Genomic DNA, 16,543 nt, shown 5'->3' on the forward strand with positions numbered 1-16,543 from the left:
TAGGGTTCGTATTTTTCGAATACTTTCCTAAGAAAAATTTTCTCAAAACACCCAATTTCAAGTTGTGGTTGAAGGTTACGCTGTGCCATAATAGGTCATGGCAGGACGGTATATGTCTAACAGCGTGTTCTCGTCTTTGCTGAAGTTGAGTGAATACGGTTGTGGGCTCCTGGTAACAGGGGCCCACGATCGTTTAACAACGATTATCAACACGACCGTTCGGTACAGTTTGCGGCAATTCATGCGCACTAGGCAAAGAAGTTCGGGCAAAGGAATTCAGGCAGTGCAGCTACAGCCCCAGCCGGGCACATATCCCGCAGGCACAGAGCTGCTGGCAGGTATAGAACCGGCAGACACAAACCCGGTGCGCTACCGCCTCCGCCAGTAGCTTTGAGAACAGCAGCGCTTAAACGTAGAACGCCCCGCACACAACGTGCGGGGCGTTCATCGTAAAAGTTATCAGCGCGGTTTAGGACTCTGCAGACTCAGCGTTATCAGTGGAGTAGAAGTGGTCCAGCAGGCGCGGGTTCAGTCGGTAGCTGTACGGCTCGCCGCGGTTCACCTCAATGCCGGCGCGCAGCGACGCAATAGCCATGAACAGCCACACGAGCGCACCCAGGACCATGGCAATGTTGCCCATGCCGGGCAGGAACGACACAACCCACAGCACCACCAGAGCGATGGAGGGCAGGAGGGTGAAGTTCATTGCCTCGCGAGCTTCCTGCTCAGCGAAGGGCGCGTTATTGCGGCTGACGTAGAAAACCGCAGCGGAGGGGATGATGCCGAGAATACCGCCGAAATGCGCGAGAGTCGCGCGGTTGCGGTCCTGAATCACGCTAATCTTACGGGTTTTCTGAGGCCCGGTTGCCGGGCGAACATCGTTAGTCACGAAAATCCTGGTTCGATAGAAGTTTCTTGTGGTGATCACCGAGGCCGGTGGATCTACCCTCCGAGGAGGTGAGTCGTTTGAGCGGTGGTGACCGGAGTGTAGTGATGGTGCAACATAAACCCACAGGGTCAATGCCACATGCTCAACTATTGTACCGCTTTAGCGGGTAAAACCCACAGGATAATGCCCTGGAGGGAAAGGTTCTGAGCAAATTCACACCCTAGCCCGCAGACGGGGGCGAATTGATGGGTTTGAGCGGATCTACGCGCCCGGTTCGGTCAGAAAATCAATGAGCGATTCGACCGGGCCGAGCAGGGTCGGGTCGAGGTCGGCGTACGAATCAACCCGCGAAAGGATGTGCTTCCACGCCTGCGCAACGTCTGCCTGCGTTTCGTGCGGCTGACCCAGACGACGTAGCGTACCCTTCTTAAAGTCCTCACCGCGCGGCACCTGCGGCCACGCCTTCAAACCCAGCACCGACGGCTTGACCGCCTGCCAAATATCGATGAACGGGTGGCCCACAATCTTCACGTGCCCGGCGGCACCCGGCACGGCAAGCGCCTCCGCAACGATGCGCTGTTCTTTCGTGCCCTCGATGAGGTGGTCGACCAGAATACCCAGGCGGCGGCCAGGGCCCGGCGCGAACTCACGAATCGCACCGGCGAGGTCATCCACGCCGTGCAGCGGCTCCACGACAATACCCTCAACGCGCAGATCGTGGCCCCAGACCTTCTCCACGAGCTCGGCGTCGTGCAGACCCTCAACCCAGATGCGGGAGGCGCGCGCCACCCGAGCCGGGGCGTTCTTCACCGCAATAGAACCAGAACGAGAAATCGTGCGCTTGGGCTCCTTCGCCGCCACCGGGGCAACAATCTCGACGGGCTCACCCTCAATCAGGTAGCCCGGCCCCAGCGGGAAGTTCTTCACGCGGCCCTTCGCGTCCTCCAGACCGAAGAACAGGGCACCGCCGATGCGTTCAGCCTTCACGACCTCACCCACCCAGCCGTTAATATCCTCAATCAGCAGGCCGCGCTGCAGCGGCACCTTACGCGGAGGCGGCGCCTGGCGGCTCATGCGGGCGGCGTTTAGATCCTGGGCACCCCAGCCGTAGGGGGAGTGGTGGGTACTCAACGTATTCTCCTTCGGGGCAATTTTCGCAGGCGGTAGGGGCACAGATACGGTAGGACTACGGAGCCGATTTCAGGGGCACACGCGCCGCAGATTAAGCGGATAGCGGGAGCGGCCCCCTTTCAGCCTAGCCATTGTATCGGGTCGGGGGTAGTATCCCCTAGAATTGATACGACCATTGTTGGCGGTGCACTCATCGAGCACCGCCATCGTCTCGAGAGGAAGGAAACGCATGAGCCACTACGATACTCTCGGCGTATCGAAAGACGCCAGCCCCGAAGAGATCAAGAAGGCGTACCGAAAGAAGGCACGCCAGCTGCACCCCGACGTGAACCCCTCCGAGGACGCAGCCGAAGAGTTCAAGCGAGTCACCCTCGCCTACGAGGTGCTCTCCGACCCCGAAAAGCGCCGCAACTATGACACCACCGGCGACGAACAGGGCCGCGCAGGCTACCCCGGAGGCGGCGGCTACCCGGGCGGCGGATTCAGCGGCTTCGGCGGTTTTGAGGACCTGCTGAACATGTTCACCGGTGGCGCGGCAGGTGCCCGCGGCCCCGCATCCCGCACCCGCCAGGGCCAGGACGACCTGATTACCGTCTCCATCACCCTGGAAGAAGCCGTCTTCGGTGTTGAGAAGACCATTGAGCGTCGCTCCGCCGTGACCTGTAAGTCCTGTAACGGTGAAGGCACCGCAGAGGGCACCCAGCCCGAAACCTGCACCACCTGCTCCGGCCACGGCTTCATGCAGCGTCGTGTGCAGTCCATTCTCGGTACCGTCATGCAGCAGGTTGAATGCCCCGACTGCCACGGCTACGGCACCGTCATCAAGACCCCCTGCGCCGAATGCCACGGCCAGGGCCGCGTACGCGAAGACGTTCCGCTGACCTTCAACGTTCCCGCCGGCGTGCACGACCAGGCGCGTATCCGCCTGCGCGGCAAGGGCGAGGCAGGCCTGTACGGCGGCCCCAACGGCGACCTGTATATTGACCTGAACGTCAAGCGCGACAAGTACTTCAGCCGCGAGGGCGACAACCTGGTCACCACCGTCAACATCCCCATGGCGGCAGCGGCACTGGGCACCACCATTCCGCTGAAGACCTTCGACGGCGACCAGGAAGTCAACATCCCCGCCGGAACTCAGAGCGGCGACGTGATCACCCTCAACGGCCTGGGCGCAACCGTGCTCGGCACCGAACGACGCGGCGACCTGCTGGTGCGTATCCAGGTGGTCACCCCGACCGACCTGACCGAAGAACAGCGCGAGCTGCTGCGCCAGTTCGCGGCGTTGCGCAACGAGCCGCTGAACGAAGGCGCGCAGGTTAAGCAGCGCGGCGGTCTCTTCTCCCGCCTGAAGGACCAGTTCAAGTAGGATTCCTACACCAAGCTCAGGATGCGGCGGGTGCGGTACTCAACCCGCACCCGCCGCTTTCCTGTCAGTACTGTGCGGCATGCGCTCGCGCTACGCTGCACACTATTTCACACGTCACCCGCACACTACCGGCACCAGTAAGCCGCCCCTCAAGGAGAACCATGAGCGCCCCCATCTTCTACATCAGCACGGAAGAATACGACGCACTCACCCCCGGCGCCGTCCACGCGCTCGGCGGCTCCGAAGGCAAGCACGCCCTCGTCAAGCGCCTGGAGCTCGGCGAACGCATCGACCTGGGTGACGGCACCGGCCGCCGCGCACTCGGTACGGTCGCCTCCATCAACGCGGACGGCGTGAGCGTGCAGGTGCAGGAGCTGAGCGAAGAACGTAGCGTGCCTTCCATCTACCTGGTGCAGGCGCTCGCGAAGGACGGCCGCGACCTGCTCGCTATCGAGACGGCGACCGAGCTGGGCGTGTACGGTGTGCTTCCGTGGAGTGCAGACCGTTCGATTGTGCGGTGGAAGGGGGAGCGCGCCTCCAAGGCACACACCAAGTGGCAGAACACGGTGACCGCCGCGGCGAAGCAGTCGCGCCGCGCGCTCATTCCCGAGGTGTACGACCTGTACAGCACCACCGACCTGGTGGAACTCATCGAAGAAGTCGCCGGTGAAGGCTCCGAGCAGTCCGCCGCCGTGTTCATCCTGCACGAGCAGGCGACGGAGCGTCTGAGCGCCCTGGCTCGCAAGCTTGTAGAGGCGGAGAACCTGCCCGAAGAAATTTACCTGCTCGTCGGCCCCGAGGGCGGCATCAGCGACCGCGAGGTGCAGCTCTTCACCGAAGCCGGTGCGCAGCTTGCGCTACTGGGTGATGAGGTGCTGCGTTCCTCCACCGCGGGTTCTGCCGCCATGTGCACCCTGAACGTGGTGCTGGGTCGCTGGTAAAGCGCCGCTGGTAGAACGCCACTCAGCCAAGCTGCACGCCTGCGCTTGTACCCGCCGCTAAACCCAGCCGGGGCGTGACGCATCACACCCATCTATACTTGTAAATACATCACTAGCCAAGGAGCCCATATGACTACCTCCCGACCTCTGTCGACCGCGCGCACCGTATCCTTCAAGAGCGCCGCAGAAATGATTGCCGTGCTCGGCCCGCAGGACGCGCACCTGAACATCATCGAGGACTACTTCGAGCAGATTAGCCTGCGCCCCAAGGACCTGGACGTGCTCATCACCGGCCCCTCCGAGGCCGTCAACACCGCGGCAAAGCTGCTGAACGAACTGCGCGTGCTCTCCAGCCACGACACGCAGATTACCGTGCAGGTCATTCACCGCCTCATGGGCATGCTCGGTGACGAACTGAGCAACCCGGCGCACTCGCTGTCCACCAGTATCCTGTCCACCCGCGGCACCACGATTCGCCCCAAGACCATTAACCAGAAGAAGTACGTGGACGCTATCGACGCGAACACCGTCATCTTCGGTATTGGCCCGGCGGGTACCGGTAAGACCTACCTCGCCATGGCGAAGGCTGTGCAGGCGCTGCAGAGCCACGAGGTGAACCGCATTATCCTCACCCGCCCCGCCGTGGAGGCTGGCGAGCGTCTGGGCTTCCTGCCCGGCACCCTCAACGAGAAGATTGACCCGTACCTGCGCCCGCTCTACGACGCACTGCACGACATGCTCGAGCCCGAAACCATCCCCAAGCTCATGGAGGCGGGCACCATCGAGGTCGCACCGCTGGCGTACATGCGCGGCCGCACCCTCAACGACGCATTCATCATCCTCGACGAGGCGCAGAACACCACCGCCGAGCAGATGAAGATGTTCCTGACCCGCCTGGGCTTCGGCTCGAAGATGGTCATTACCGGTGACATCACCCAGATTGACCTGCCCGGTGGCGCCGCCTCCGGTCTGAAGCAGGTGCGCAACATTCTGCAGGGTGTGGAGGATATTCACTTCAGCATCCTGGAATCCTCTGACGTGGTTCGCCACACCCTGGTGTCGAACATTGTGTCCGCCTACGACCAGTGGGGCGAAGACCAGAAGGCAATGGAACGCAAGCGCAACCGCAAGGTCAAGCGCGCCACCATCGAGGCCGCAGCCGAGAAGTTGCTGGACCGCGCCGGCATCAACGGCGGCTCCGAAAAGAACGCCGAGAACAACTCCGACAACGCACAGACCACCCCGGAAGGACGCTAAACGGTGGCAGAGATCGAATTCGACTGTGAAGAACCCGCAACCGGTGCCGACCCGGCAACCGACGCCTTCATCCGCGAATCTTTCGAAGCGGTAGACACCGAGGTGCTCACCCGCCTCGTCGAGCACGCCTTCAAACGCATGCACCTTGCCGATGACACCTACCTGTCCATCGCCATTGTGAACGAAGACGAAATGGAGCGCGTGCACATCGAGTGGATGGACCTGCCCGGCGCAACCGACGTGATGAGCTTCCCCATGGACGAGCTGGAACCGGGAACCCCCGAAAACCCCTCCAGCGGCATGCTCGGCGACATCATCCTCTGCCCGCCCGTCGCCGCACGTCAGGGCGCAGATGCGGGTCACAGCACTCTCGATGAGCTGTGCCTGCTCACCACCCACGGTATTCTGCACTGCCTGGGCTACGACCACGGCACCGCCGAAGAGGAAGCTGAAATGTTCGGCATTCAGCGCTCCATCCTCGAAGAGTTCCTGGGTCGCCCGGCACCGGTCGAAACCCGACACTAGGGGAGCGGCGTGGACATTCTACTCACAGCCCTCCTCGCCGTTCTCGCGCTCTGCCTGACCGTGGTTGCGGCAATCGCCGAAACCGCATTCACCTACCTGCCGCACAACGAGGCTGAGGAAGCAGTGGAGGCACACCCGGACACCCTCGGCGCCCGCGTCCTGCAGCGCACCCTCGACGGTGACTCCGAGGCGTACACGCACCCGCTGCGCCTGACCCGCCTCATTGCGGCAGCCGCCGCGGTGCTCGCCACCATGACCTGCCTGCTGAACCTGGTTGAGGTGCACGCGCTCGCCATCGTGCTGACCCTCGTGATTGTTGCGCTGGTGGGCTACCCGATTCTGCATGTGCTGGCGCGTGCTCTGGGACGTAACCGCCCGGTCGCGTCGATTCGTGTGCTGGCTCGCCCGGTGCACTACCTGTCGGTTCTGCTGAGCCCGGCGACCGGTCTGCTCGATAAGCTCAGTGTGCGCCTGGCGCCGGAACGTTCGGCTGAGGCCCCGGTGGGTGTGTTCGATGAGGAGGAGCTGCGCGAGTTCCTGGATCGCGCCTCCGACGCTGAAACCATTGAAGATGACGAGGCGCAGATGGTGCAGTCCGTCTTTGAGATGGACGATACCCGCATCCGTTCGCTCATGGTTCCGCGTACCGACATGCTCACCGCCAGCCGCGACACCCCGCTGCGTGAGGCGCTGAGCCTGTTCCTGCGTTCGGGTTATTCGCGCATGCCGGTGATTGGTGATTCGAGCGATGAGATTCTGGGCGTGCTCTACCTGAAGGATGCGATGCGCGCCTTTATCCTGCACGGTGAGGCCCCCGCGGGTACCGCCCTGCCGACCGTGGTTGAGCTGATGCGTCCGGCTCGTTTTGAGCCTGAGTCGAAGCGCGCCATGGACTTGCTGCGTGAGATGCAGCGCGAGTCCACGCACGTGGCGATCGTGGTTGATGAGTACGGCGGAACCGCCGGTCTGATTACCCTTGAGGACCTGATCGAGGAGCTGGTTGGCGACATCTCTGACGAGTACGACCACGAGCGCCCCGAGTACACGCTGAATGATGACGGCACGTTCCGTCTGTCGGCTCGTCTGGGTATTGATGAGCTGGGCGAGATTTTCGGTCGTGAACTCGACGATGAAGATGTTGATACGGTGGGCGGTCTGCTCGCTAAGCATCTGGGCATGGTGCCGATTGTTGGTTCTGAGATTGAGATTGACGGCATTCATATTCGTGCGATTGGTTCGTCGGGCCGCCGCCACCAGGTGGACATGTTGCAGGCGTGGTACGAGCCGCCTCGTGATGAGCAGGAGAACGCTGAGGGTTCTGCCGGTTCCCCGGAGTCTGAGGCCGCTGACCTTCTCACCGTGGACACCGAGCCGCCCGCGGTGTCTGAGCCGCATGCGCATCCGGACCTTCCGGGAGATACCGCAGAGGCTGAACCTGCCACCGATAAGCACGGCAACCGCTAAATATCGAACATAGACGCCGCATCATCCCATACACACTTTGAGCCAGCCGCCCCGCCCCGAAGGCGCACGGTAGATGAGTCTGGCACCCCACACACCCCGCACGGGGTTTGACAAGGAGAAACACAATGGACCAGGAGTACACCCCGCTCGATTTGAGCACTCTGGACTTGAGCACCCCACTGCCGACCTACCCGAAGGACTTCCGTTCGGGTTTTGCGTCGCTGGTGGGCCGCCCGAATGCGGGTAAGTCCACTCTGACGAACGCGATGGTCGGTCAGAAGGTGGCTATCACCTCGAACCGTCCGCAGACGACCCGCCACACGATTCGCGGTATTGTGCACAAGGACGAGTACCAGCTGATTCTGGTGGACACCCCGGGTATTCACCGCCCCCGCACTCTGCTGGGTGAGCGTCTGAACGACCTGGTGGCAAGCACTCTGTCTCAGGTGGATGTGCTGGGCTTCTGCATTCCGGCGAATGAGAAGATCGGTCCGGGTGACCGCTATATTGCCTCGCAGCTGGTGGCGTCGAGCAATAAGCCGGTGGTCGCGATTGTGACGAAGGCTGACACCGTGAGCTCTGAGGAGTTGCGTGAGCAGCTGCTGGCTGTTGAAGCGCTCGGCGAAGAGGTTATGAGCGCTGAGCGTGCGGCTCGTGCTAAGCGTGCCGCGCATCGTGCGAAGCAGAAGGGTAAGGGCCCCAAGGGTAAGGGCGGCAAGAATGATGCTGTGCCTTTCGCAAAGGGTTCCGGTCCTGCGGCTAAGCGCCGTGCCGGTGAGGTTTCTGAGCCGATGCCGGTTGACGGTAAGGGCGGCTGGGCTGCGATTATCCCGGTGTCTGCTGTGAAGCATTTCCAGGTGGATGCGGTCGCTGACCTGCTGGCGCAGTACACTCCGCTGTCGCCGCCGCTGTACCCGGAGGGTGAGCTGACCGATGAGCCGGAGGCAACCCTCATTGCGGAGCTGGTGCGTGAGGCTGCTCTGGAGGGTGCGCGCGAGGAGCTGCCCCACTCGATTGCTGTGACGGTTGAGGAGATGGAGTTCCGTGAGGGCCGCCCGGCGGATAACCCGCTGCTGGATGTGCACGTGAACCTGTTTGTGGAGCGTGAGTCGCAGAAGTACATCATTATCGGTAAGGGCGGCTCGAATCTGCGCAAGATTGGTACGAAGGCTCGTGAGCAGATTGAGGCGATGCTGGGTACCCGCATTTACCTGAATATTCATGTGAAGGTTGCGAAGGAATGGCAGTCTGACGCGCGTGCGTTGAACCGCCTGGGATTCTAGTAGCTTTCCTGAGCGCATCGCCCTGAGAGGTTACCCTGGGAAGCAACCCTGAGCGGTTGCCCTTGGGGGCGGTCGCGCATCCCTATTTTCGCCCGGTGGCTTGCACTAATGTGCGCTTGCCTCCGGGTGAAACTTTTCACTCTCATTCGGCGCTCATAGGGAAGAGTGTTACTCTGAGAAAGCACTTGCTCACCGGCAGAAAGAGAAAAGGTATGCCCCAGGCACCTCGTTTACGAAGCACCGGTCGTCATATGCGCACGACGGTGCTGACTTCAAACCGCAATAAGTGGATTGCTCTGCTTACCGCGTGCATGCTCGTCATTGTTGTTGGCTTCGGTGGCGTGTTGGCTCTGCGTATGCGCAATAATCTGCATACTCAGGAGCTGAACATCAGCAATTACAAGGACGGCCTGGAGAACGGCGCCTTGGACATTCTCGTGATTGGTTCCGATACCCGTAAGGGCAATAACGGCGCGTACGGTAATGAGGATGACCGCAATTCTGAGGCTCGCGCGGACGTGATGATGCTTCTGCAGATTAGCAAGGATCGTAAGAACGTGAGCGTTCTGTCGTTCCCGCGTGACCTGATGGTTGATGTGCCGCAGTGTACTGACCCTGAGAGCGGTACCGTGTACCCGGCTGAGGAGAACGTTCAGATTAACGAGTCTCTGTCTCGCGGTGGTGCTGGTTGTACTGTGGCGACCATTAGCAAGCTGACCGGCGTGAATATTGACCACTTTATGCTGGTGGACTTTAACGCTGTGAAGGAGCTGTCGAAGGTTGTTGGCGGCGTTCAGGTTTGTGTGGACGCTCCGATTGATGACGAGTACAGCGGCCTGAAGCTGCCTGCCGGTACCTCCACTGTTGAGGGTGAGCAGGCTCTTGCGTTCTTGCGTAGCCGCCACGGCTTCTCGGATGGTTCCGATATTGGTCGTATTCAGGCTCAGCAGGGCTTCTTGTCTTCGCTGTTGCGTAAGGTGAAGAGCGAGGGTACTCTGTCGAATCCGGGCCGTCTGATTAACATTGCTGAGGCGATTACTCAGAACGTGACGGTGGATAAGAACCTGGGCAATATCAGCACTCTGGTGGGTGTTGGTGCGGCTCTCGGCGGCGTGGACCTGTCGAATGTTGTGTTTGCGACGGTGCCGACTGAGCCGTGGAGCCAGGATGAGAACCGCCTGCAGGTTTCTGCGGATGCTGCGAATGTGTTCCAGCGTCTGCGTGACGATAAGTCGCTGAAGGAGGAGAAGGCTCCGGCAGCTGAGGCTACTTCTGCCGCTCCGGTTCAGCTGGATCGTACGGTTCCGGTGAACGTGTACAACGCGACCGGTCTGGATGGTCGCTCGGCTACGATCGCTTCGGTGATTGAGGGCCTGGGCTACACGAATGTTACCCCGGGTACTTCGGCTAACCCGACGAACTTCACCACGGTGTTCTACTCGTCCGGTTACGAGGCGGAGGCGAAGGAGATCGCCGCGAAGCTGAACGTGACCCGCGTGGTGGCGACCGAAGAGGTTCAGGGCGTGTCGGTGACGATTGGTACTGACTTCCCGTCCGGTGAGGCGATGGAGAAGCAGGAGGCTGCGATTGCGGGTAACGCGACCGGTCAAACTGCTGATCAGAATAAGTGCCAGACTGCTTTCGCCTACTAGACCCGGCTGCTGGGAACTATGAGGCAAGCGCAGATGCGTGAATAGCGAATGAAGGGGCGTAGCGCCAGTAATGGTGGCTACGCCCCCTTCGTCGTTAATTCTCGCCGTTAATTCTTTCCAGATGATGGACGGCGCCCCGTGCGCTGTGCCACCGCCTCCGGCCGCTGTGATAGCGTGGAGGTATGACTATTCACGGTGAGAGCATGCGCGGGGTTACCCGCCAGGCAGCGAACCTGCTGCTTATTCGCCGGAACGGGGCACGCTAGAATCTGCCGCAACCGTTCCGGCTTTTTGACGCGGCATCTCACCTTCGCATCCTTTCTGATGCACCGCCTTGAACACGGCAGCCGGGGACCGATACCCGGCACGGTACGAGCCCCGAAACTGGGGTAGAGCGAGACGGACCAACCCACAGGAATTCATGATGAAAAACCACCAGAAGCCCAGCCCCATGCCGGTACACAAGTACCGCCCTTTCCACGAACAGATTGTTGTTGACCTGCCGGACCGCACCTGGCCGGATAAGGTCATTGAGAAGGCTCCGCGCTGGTGCGCAGTGGATCTGCGTGACGGCAACCAGGCGCTGATTGACCCCATGGACACCGACCGTAAGCTTGCGATGTTCAAGCTGCTGGTGAAGATGGGTTACAAGGAAATTGAGGTGGGTTTCCCCTCGGCGTCCCAGACTGACTTTGATTTTGTGCGCACCCTGATTGAGGACGGCCACATTCCTTCGGATGTGACCATTCAGGTTCTGGTGCAGGCGCGTGAGCACCTGATTGCCCGTACTTTTGAGGCGATTGAGGGCGCACCGCAGGCGATTGTGCACTTCTACAACTCGACCTCCGTGCTGCAGCGCCGCGTGGTGTTCCAGCAGGACCAGGAGGGCGTGCTGGATATTGCCCTGCAGGGTGCGCGCCTGTGCCGCAAGTACGAAGAGCAGATGATTTCTGATACTAAGGTCATCTACGAGTACTCGCCTGAGTCCTTCACCGGCACTGAGCTTGAGTATGCGGCTCGCGTGGTGAACGCTGTGGCTGAGGAGCTGGAGGTTGGTCAGAATGGCCGCGAGCTGATTGTGAACCTGCCCGCTACCGTTGAGATGGCTACCCCGAACGTGTACGCCGATTCGGTCGAGTGGATGGACCGCCACCTGAACCACCGCGAGCACATTGTGCTGTCGCTGCACCCGCACAATGACCGCGGTACCGGCGTGGCTGCTGCTGAGCTGGGTTACCTGGCGGGCGCTGACCGTATTGAGGGTTGCCTCTTCGGTAATGGCGAGCGCACCGGTAACGTTGACCTGGTGACTTTGGGTCTGAACATGTACACCCAGGGTATTGATCCGCAGATTGATTTCTCTGATATTGACGGTATCCGTAAGACTGTTGAGTACTGCAACCAGTTGAAGGTGCACGAGCGTTCGCCGTACGGTGGCGACCTGGTGTTCACCGCGTTCTCTGGTTCTCACCAGGACGCTATTAAGAAGGGCTTTGAGGCTCTGGAGCGTACTGCTGCTGAGGCGGGTAAGACCGTGGATGAGGTCTACTGGGAGGTTCCGTACCTGCCGATTGACCCGCGCGACCTGGGCCGCACCTACGAGGCGATTATTCGTGTGAACTCGCAGTCCGGTAAGGGCGGTATGGCGTACCTGCTGAAGCAGGATCACGGCCTGGATCTGCCGCGTCGTGCGCAGGTTGAGTTCTCGAAGATTGTTCAGGCTCGTACCGACGCTGAGGGTGGCGAGATGACCAGCGAGAAGCTGTGGAACATCTTCGCGGATGAGTACCTGCCGGCTCCGGATCCGCAGAACCGTTGGGGTAAGTACCGTATTGAGTCGATTAACATTGATTCGGCTGATACTGGTGCGACTACTCTGCGTGTTGGTCTGAACATTGATGGCCACACCTACACTCGTTCCGCTTCGGGTACCGGTCCGGTGGATGCTCTGCAGAACATCCTGTCGGGCGAGGGCGTGGATATTCGCGTGATGGATTACTCGGAGCACACCATGTCGTCTTCGTCGACTGCTAACGCGGCGTGCTACGTTGAGGCTGCTGTTGGTTCTCGCGTGCTGTGGGGTATCGGTGTGGACAACTCGACGACTCGTGCGGCGTTGAAGGCGATGATTTCGGCTGTGAACCGTGCGCTGCGTGATGAGCGTCAGGCGTAGGCGATAGCCGTACATATTTCGTGCAGGTTTGCGGGTGACCGCTGGCTGGTGACCGTTGACCGTGCATGATGCGGGGGCGGGATGCATACTGGGAGTATGTATCCCGCCCTTACGCGTTAATGCGTGCTGGTGTTGCGCATTGGCGGACTGCGGGACGGATTAGGCGAATAGTCTGCAGAGAAGGAACTCTCATGAAAAGCTACGCGATGGTGTTCAGTCCCGTTGATGCGGCGGGCACCGATTCTTCTGCTCGTGCATGGAATTATGAGTTGAGCGGTGGTGATGATACTGCTCTGCCTGCCGGTTCCCCCGAGGTGTGGGAGGCTGGCTGGGTGGGTTCTACCGGTCCCGGTATTGAGCAGGATCAGTGGCCGCGCAGTACGTTTACTGGTTTGCCGATGCAGCACATTTTTACGGTGAAGCTGCCGGGGGAGTACCTGCCGGATGCGCAGAAGTATCCGGGCGTGGTGGCGTTTTCGTTCTTTGCCGGTGATGGTCAGTTCGCTGAGGATGATGCGACTGAGGGCGTTGCTAATGCTGCAAGTGATGACCCGTTTGAGGTGCAGTATGCGCAGGCGCGGGTGCATCCGTATCAGTTGTTGTTGCGCGATATTTTGGATGCCGAGTTTGCGGTGCTGTACCTGAATGAGGAGGAGTTCTCGTCCCGTACGGAGCCGCCGCAGGACGTGCGCCGCCCCGGTGAGCATCGTGGTGAGGAGGAGAGCTTCAGCGCCTGGGCTTTGGCGGATCGTCAGCAGCCACTGGATCGTAATCCTGCTCTGCTGGGGTGGGTTCCGGCGGGCGACCCGAATGCCGGTAAGGTCCCCAGTGATGTGTTTGAGAATGTTGACCCGCAGACCGGTTATCTGAGTCCTTTCGATTGGGATGCGGAGGATTCGGCGTGGTTTGAGTGGGCGGAGCCGCTGATTGCGGTGAATACTCACCTGGGTGGCACTCATTTTTATGCGCAGGCTCTGCCGGAGGGCCTGTCGGCTCGTTATATTGAGTTCGATGAGTTTGATGTGCTGAATTTTGGGTGCGGTAGCGCGGTCTTTGATTTTGAGACCGGGGTTTTTGACTGGTCGTGCGGCTAGTACGCTCACACATTTGACGCGCTTTTGACACGCAGCTGAGACGTGAATGCACCGCGGTGTACCGCCTGAAACGGCGCCCTGAGCGTTTCACAGTGTGGACGGGGCGGTTTGCGGAAGTTCCACATCACCCTCGGCGAACCGCCCCGGGCGGGTGCGCCTCCTGTATCCTTGAATGCGTGGAATGGATTCAAGCAATTATTTTGGGCTTCGTTCAGGGCCTCACCGAATTTCTGCCGATTTCATCATCGGCGCATCTGAACATTGTTGGCCAGATCCTGCCGGAGAGGGCTGACCCGGGCGCCGCGTTCACCGCAATCACCCAGCTGGGTACTGAGACTGCGGTTCTGATTTTCTTCTGGCGCGATATTGTTCGCATCCTGAAGTCCTGGTTCGGATCCTTGACCGGTCGCGTACCGCGCAACGACCCGGATGCCCGCATGGGTTGGCTGATTATTTTCGGCTCCCTGCCCATCGGCGTTCTGGGCCTGCTGCTGGAAGACTACATTGACACCCAGTTCCGCAGCCTGTGGGTTGTGGCGACCATGCTGATTGTCTTCGCGGTGTTCCTGGGTCTTGCGGACCGTTTCGGCCGTGAGCAGCGTGAGCTGAAGGACCTGACTTTCCGTCACGGTATTCTGTACGGTTTCGCGCAGGCGCTGGCACTGATTCCGGGTGTTTCCCGTTCGGGCGGTACCATTACCGCGGGTCTGTTCATGGGTTACACCCGTGAGGCTGCGGCTCGTTACTCGTTCCTTCTGGCTCTGCCGGCAGTGTTCATGTCCGGTCTGTACAAGACTTTCAAGGTGTTCACTGGTGCTGAGGCGACCGGCTACTACGGTATCCCGTCGACTATCGTGGCGACCATCGTCGCGTTCGTGGTGGGCTACCTGATGATTGGCTGGTTCCTGAAGTACGTGTCTTCGAAGTCCTACGGCATTTTCATTTGGTACCGTATTGCGCTCGGTATCCTGATTTTCGTTGGTCTGGGCACTGGCGTTCTGAACGCTACTTCTTCGGCGTTCTAAGGCTTTAGCCCTCAGCGTGATATGACATACCCGTCCGTGAGTTTCTCACGGGCGGGTATTCTTGTTTAAGTAGATTTTTTGGCACCCGCATGCCCGTAGGTTGGGCGGCGGGTGTGGCGCGTCCACCGGGTGTGGGCGTTTTTACGGAAAGGAAACCCATGCGAGCTTGGGATGCCCCGGCCTCTGTGACTTTGCCTGGTAAGGCTGCGCTGCCGCGTATTTTTGATACTGCGGCTGGTGAGATTGTTCAGGTTCAGGAGGATAAGGCGGCGAGCCTGTACGTTTGCGGTATCACCCCGTACGACGCGACGCATATGGGTCACGCCTCCACCTATGTTGCTTTTGACCTGCTGCACCGCGCCTGGCTGGATGCGGGCGTGCCGGTCACCTATGTGCAGAACGTGACCGATGTGGACGACCCGCTGCTGGAGCGTGCGACCGCCACGAACGTTGATTGGCGTGAGCTGGCTGAGGATCAGACGGAGCTGTTCCGCACCGACATGAAGGCGCTGAACGTGATTCCGCCGGCGCACTATGTGGGTGTGGTGGAGTCCATTGAGTGGCTGTTCCCGCTGATTGAGGATTTGCTGCGCCGCGGCCTGGCGTACCGCGTGCCCGGTTTCACCGACGAGCAGGGCGTTGAGCAGCCTGACGGTGACGTGTACCTGGACTTGAAGGCTGTGCGCGAGCTGCCCGCTAACGCTGAGGGCTACTCGTGGGCGCCGGGCGAGGTCTGCCACTTGACCCGTGATGAGATGCTGGAGATTTTCGCTGAGCGCGGCGGCGACCCGAACCGTGCCGGTAAGCGTGACGCACTGGATCCGCTGCTGTGGCGTGTGAAGCGTGAGGGCGAGCCGAGCTGGGACGCCGGCGAGCTGGGCGCGGGCCGCCCCGGCTGGCACATCGAGTGCACGATGATTGCCCGCCAGTTCGTGGATGGTTCGCTGACCGTTCAGGCTGGTGGTAACGACCTGACCTTCCCGCACCACGACCTGGGTGCTGGCCATTCGTGGGCTGTGTCTGCACGCCCGCACGCTAAGCATTACGCGCACACCGGCATGGTCGGTTTGGACGGCCACAAGATGAGCAAGTCCCGCGGCAACCTGGTGCTGGTTTCGCGTCTGCGCGCAGCCGGTGAGGATGCGAACGCAGTGCGCCTGGCGATTATGGGTCAGCATTACCGTTCGGATTGGTTCTGGACTGATGAGCTGCTGGAGCACGCGAAGGCTCGCCTGGACACTTACCGTCACGCGGTGTCGATGGCTGAGGGCCGTGAGGGTTCCGAAGGCGTTACCGATGAGGCGGCTGTTGAGCTGCTGGGCGATGTGCGTGAGGCGCTCGGCGAGGACCTGAACGCACCGGCGGCACTGGCGGCTGTGGATGCGTGGGCTGTGAAGGCTCTGGCGGACACCACCGTCGGCGGTGGCGCGCTGGTGCGTGACATCCTGGCGGCACGCCTGGGCGTGGTCCTCTAAGGAACAACACCCCACAAAACGTTGAAGCGCAGGAGCGGCGCTACGGTGTGAAAGCCGTGGCTGTCGCCCTGCGCTTTTTTGTGCCTCCATGTAATGCGCCAGCTTTCTACCGCGGTGTAATAAAACCGGGCGGGGGAGCCGCCGCCTCATTATCACGCTTGCGGGGTAACACGCCACAGCCGATTTGCAGTCTCCGCTAAAATAGAAAAGGACTTTTTCCGTCCACAGTTCGCCGCAAAGCGCGAACAGCACAGACTGACCCAAACCC

13 protein-coding genes are annotated in these 16,543 nt (G+C 60.7%); 11 read left to right on the top strand and 2 right to left on the bottom strand.

The window, feature by feature from the left end; genetic code table 11:
- Window positions 1-469: 469 nt before the first annotated feature.
- Together QZ540_RS03710 and QZ540_RS03715 are read right to left on the bottom strand one after the other, a co-directional pair.
- Window positions 470-889: a DUF4870 domain-containing protein gene (locus QZ540_RS03710; RefSeq protein WP_294627850.1), complete on the bottom strand. Its 420-nt coding sequence runs from the start codon at window positions 887-889 to the stop codon at window positions 470-472.
- Window positions 890-1,150: 261 nt separating this feature from the next.
- The gene (locus tag QZ540_RS03715) at window positions 1,151-2,020 is read right to left on the bottom strand and encodes a DUF3097 domain-containing protein (RefSeq protein WP_049353068.1); all 870 of its coding nucleotides are present in this window, start codon (window positions 2,018-2,020) and stop codon (window positions 1,151-1,153) included.
- Window positions 2,021-2,249: 229 nt separating this feature from the next.
- Here QZ540_RS03715 and dnaJ point away from each other — a divergent pair, with 229 nt between their 5' ends.
- The 11 genes from dnaJ (at window position 2,250) to mshC (ending at window position 16,275) form a co-directional block, all read left to right on the top strand.
- Entirely contained in the window at window positions 2,250-3,386 is a 1,137-nt protein-coding gene (gene dnaJ / locus QZ540_RS03720; RefSeq protein WP_294627852.1) for a molecular chaperone DnaJ, read from the top strand.
- Window positions 3,387-3,547: 161 nt separating this feature from the next.
- A complete protein-coding gene (locus QZ540_RS03725; protein ID WP_294627854.1) occupies window positions 3,548-4,327 on the top strand; it encodes a 16S rRNA (uracil(1498)-N(3))-methyltransferase in 780 nt (259 codons plus the stop codon).
- 129 nt (window positions 4,328-4,456) lie between these two features.
- Window positions 4,457-5,584 carry a PhoH family protein gene (locus QZ540_RS03730; protein ID WP_294627856.1) on the top strand — a complete coding sequence of 376 codons (1,128 nt, stop codon included), beginning with the start codon at window positions 4,457-4,459 and terminating at the stop codon, window positions 5,582-5,584.
- Between the two features lie 3 nt (window positions 5,585-5,587).
- Window positions 5,588-6,109, top strand: a complete 522-nt coding sequence (gene ybeY / locus QZ540_RS03735; RefSeq protein WP_005505992.1) for an rRNA maturation RNase YbeY — start codon at window positions 5,588-5,590, stop codon at window positions 6,107-6,109.
- 9 nt (window positions 6,110-6,118) lie between these two features.
- Complete coding sequence (locus QZ540_RS03740; protein ID WP_294627858.1) at window positions 6,119-7,573, top strand: hemolysin family protein; 1,455 nt, start codon at window positions 6,119-6,121, stop codon at window positions 7,571-7,573.
- Between the two features lie 125 nt (window positions 7,574-7,698).
- Complete coding sequence (locus QZ540_RS03745; protein WP_210400848.1) at window positions 7,699-8,856, top strand: GTPase Era; 1,158 nt, start codon at window positions 7,699-7,701, stop codon at window positions 8,854-8,856.
- 212 nt (window positions 8,857-9,068) lie between these two features.
- Window positions 9,069-10,508, top strand: a complete 1,440-nt coding sequence (locus QZ540_RS03750) for an LCP family protein (RefSeq protein ID WP_294627862.1) — start codon at window positions 9,069-9,071, stop codon at window positions 10,506-10,508.
- A gap of 424 nt (window positions 10,509-10,932) precedes the next feature.
- Entirely contained in the window at window positions 10,933-12,681 is a 1,749-nt protein-coding gene (gene leuA, locus QZ540_RS03755; protein WP_294627879.1) for a 2-isopropylmalate synthase, read from the top strand.
- Between the two features lie 191 nt (window positions 12,682-12,872).
- Entirely contained in the window at window positions 12,873-13,775 is a 903-nt protein-coding gene (locus QZ540_RS03760) for a hypothetical protein (RefSeq protein ID WP_294627863.1), read from the top strand.
- Between the two features lie 176 nt (window positions 13,776-13,951).
- Window positions 13,952-14,800 (top strand): undecaprenyl-diphosphate phosphatase, encoded by an 849-nt coding sequence (locus tag QZ540_RS03765; protein WP_294627865.1) that lies wholly within the window; start codon window positions 13,952-13,954, stop codon window positions 14,798-14,800.
- A 158-nt stretch (window positions 14,801-14,958) separates the two neighbouring features.
- Window positions 14,959-16,275: a cysteine--1-D-myo-inosityl 2-amino-2-deoxy-alpha-D-glucopyranoside ligase gene (gene mshC / locus QZ540_RS03770; RefSeq protein ID WP_294627866.1), complete on the top strand. Its 1,317-nt coding sequence runs from the start codon at window positions 14,959-14,961 to the stop codon at window positions 16,273-16,275.
- Window positions 16,276-16,543: the final 268 nt, after the last annotated feature.

Origin of the sequence: uncultured Rothia sp. (genome assembly GCF_916049665.1) — a bacterium.
In the GTDB taxonomy this organism is placed as follows: domain Bacteria; phylum Actinomycetota; class Actinomycetes; order Actinomycetales; family Micrococcaceae; genus Rothia.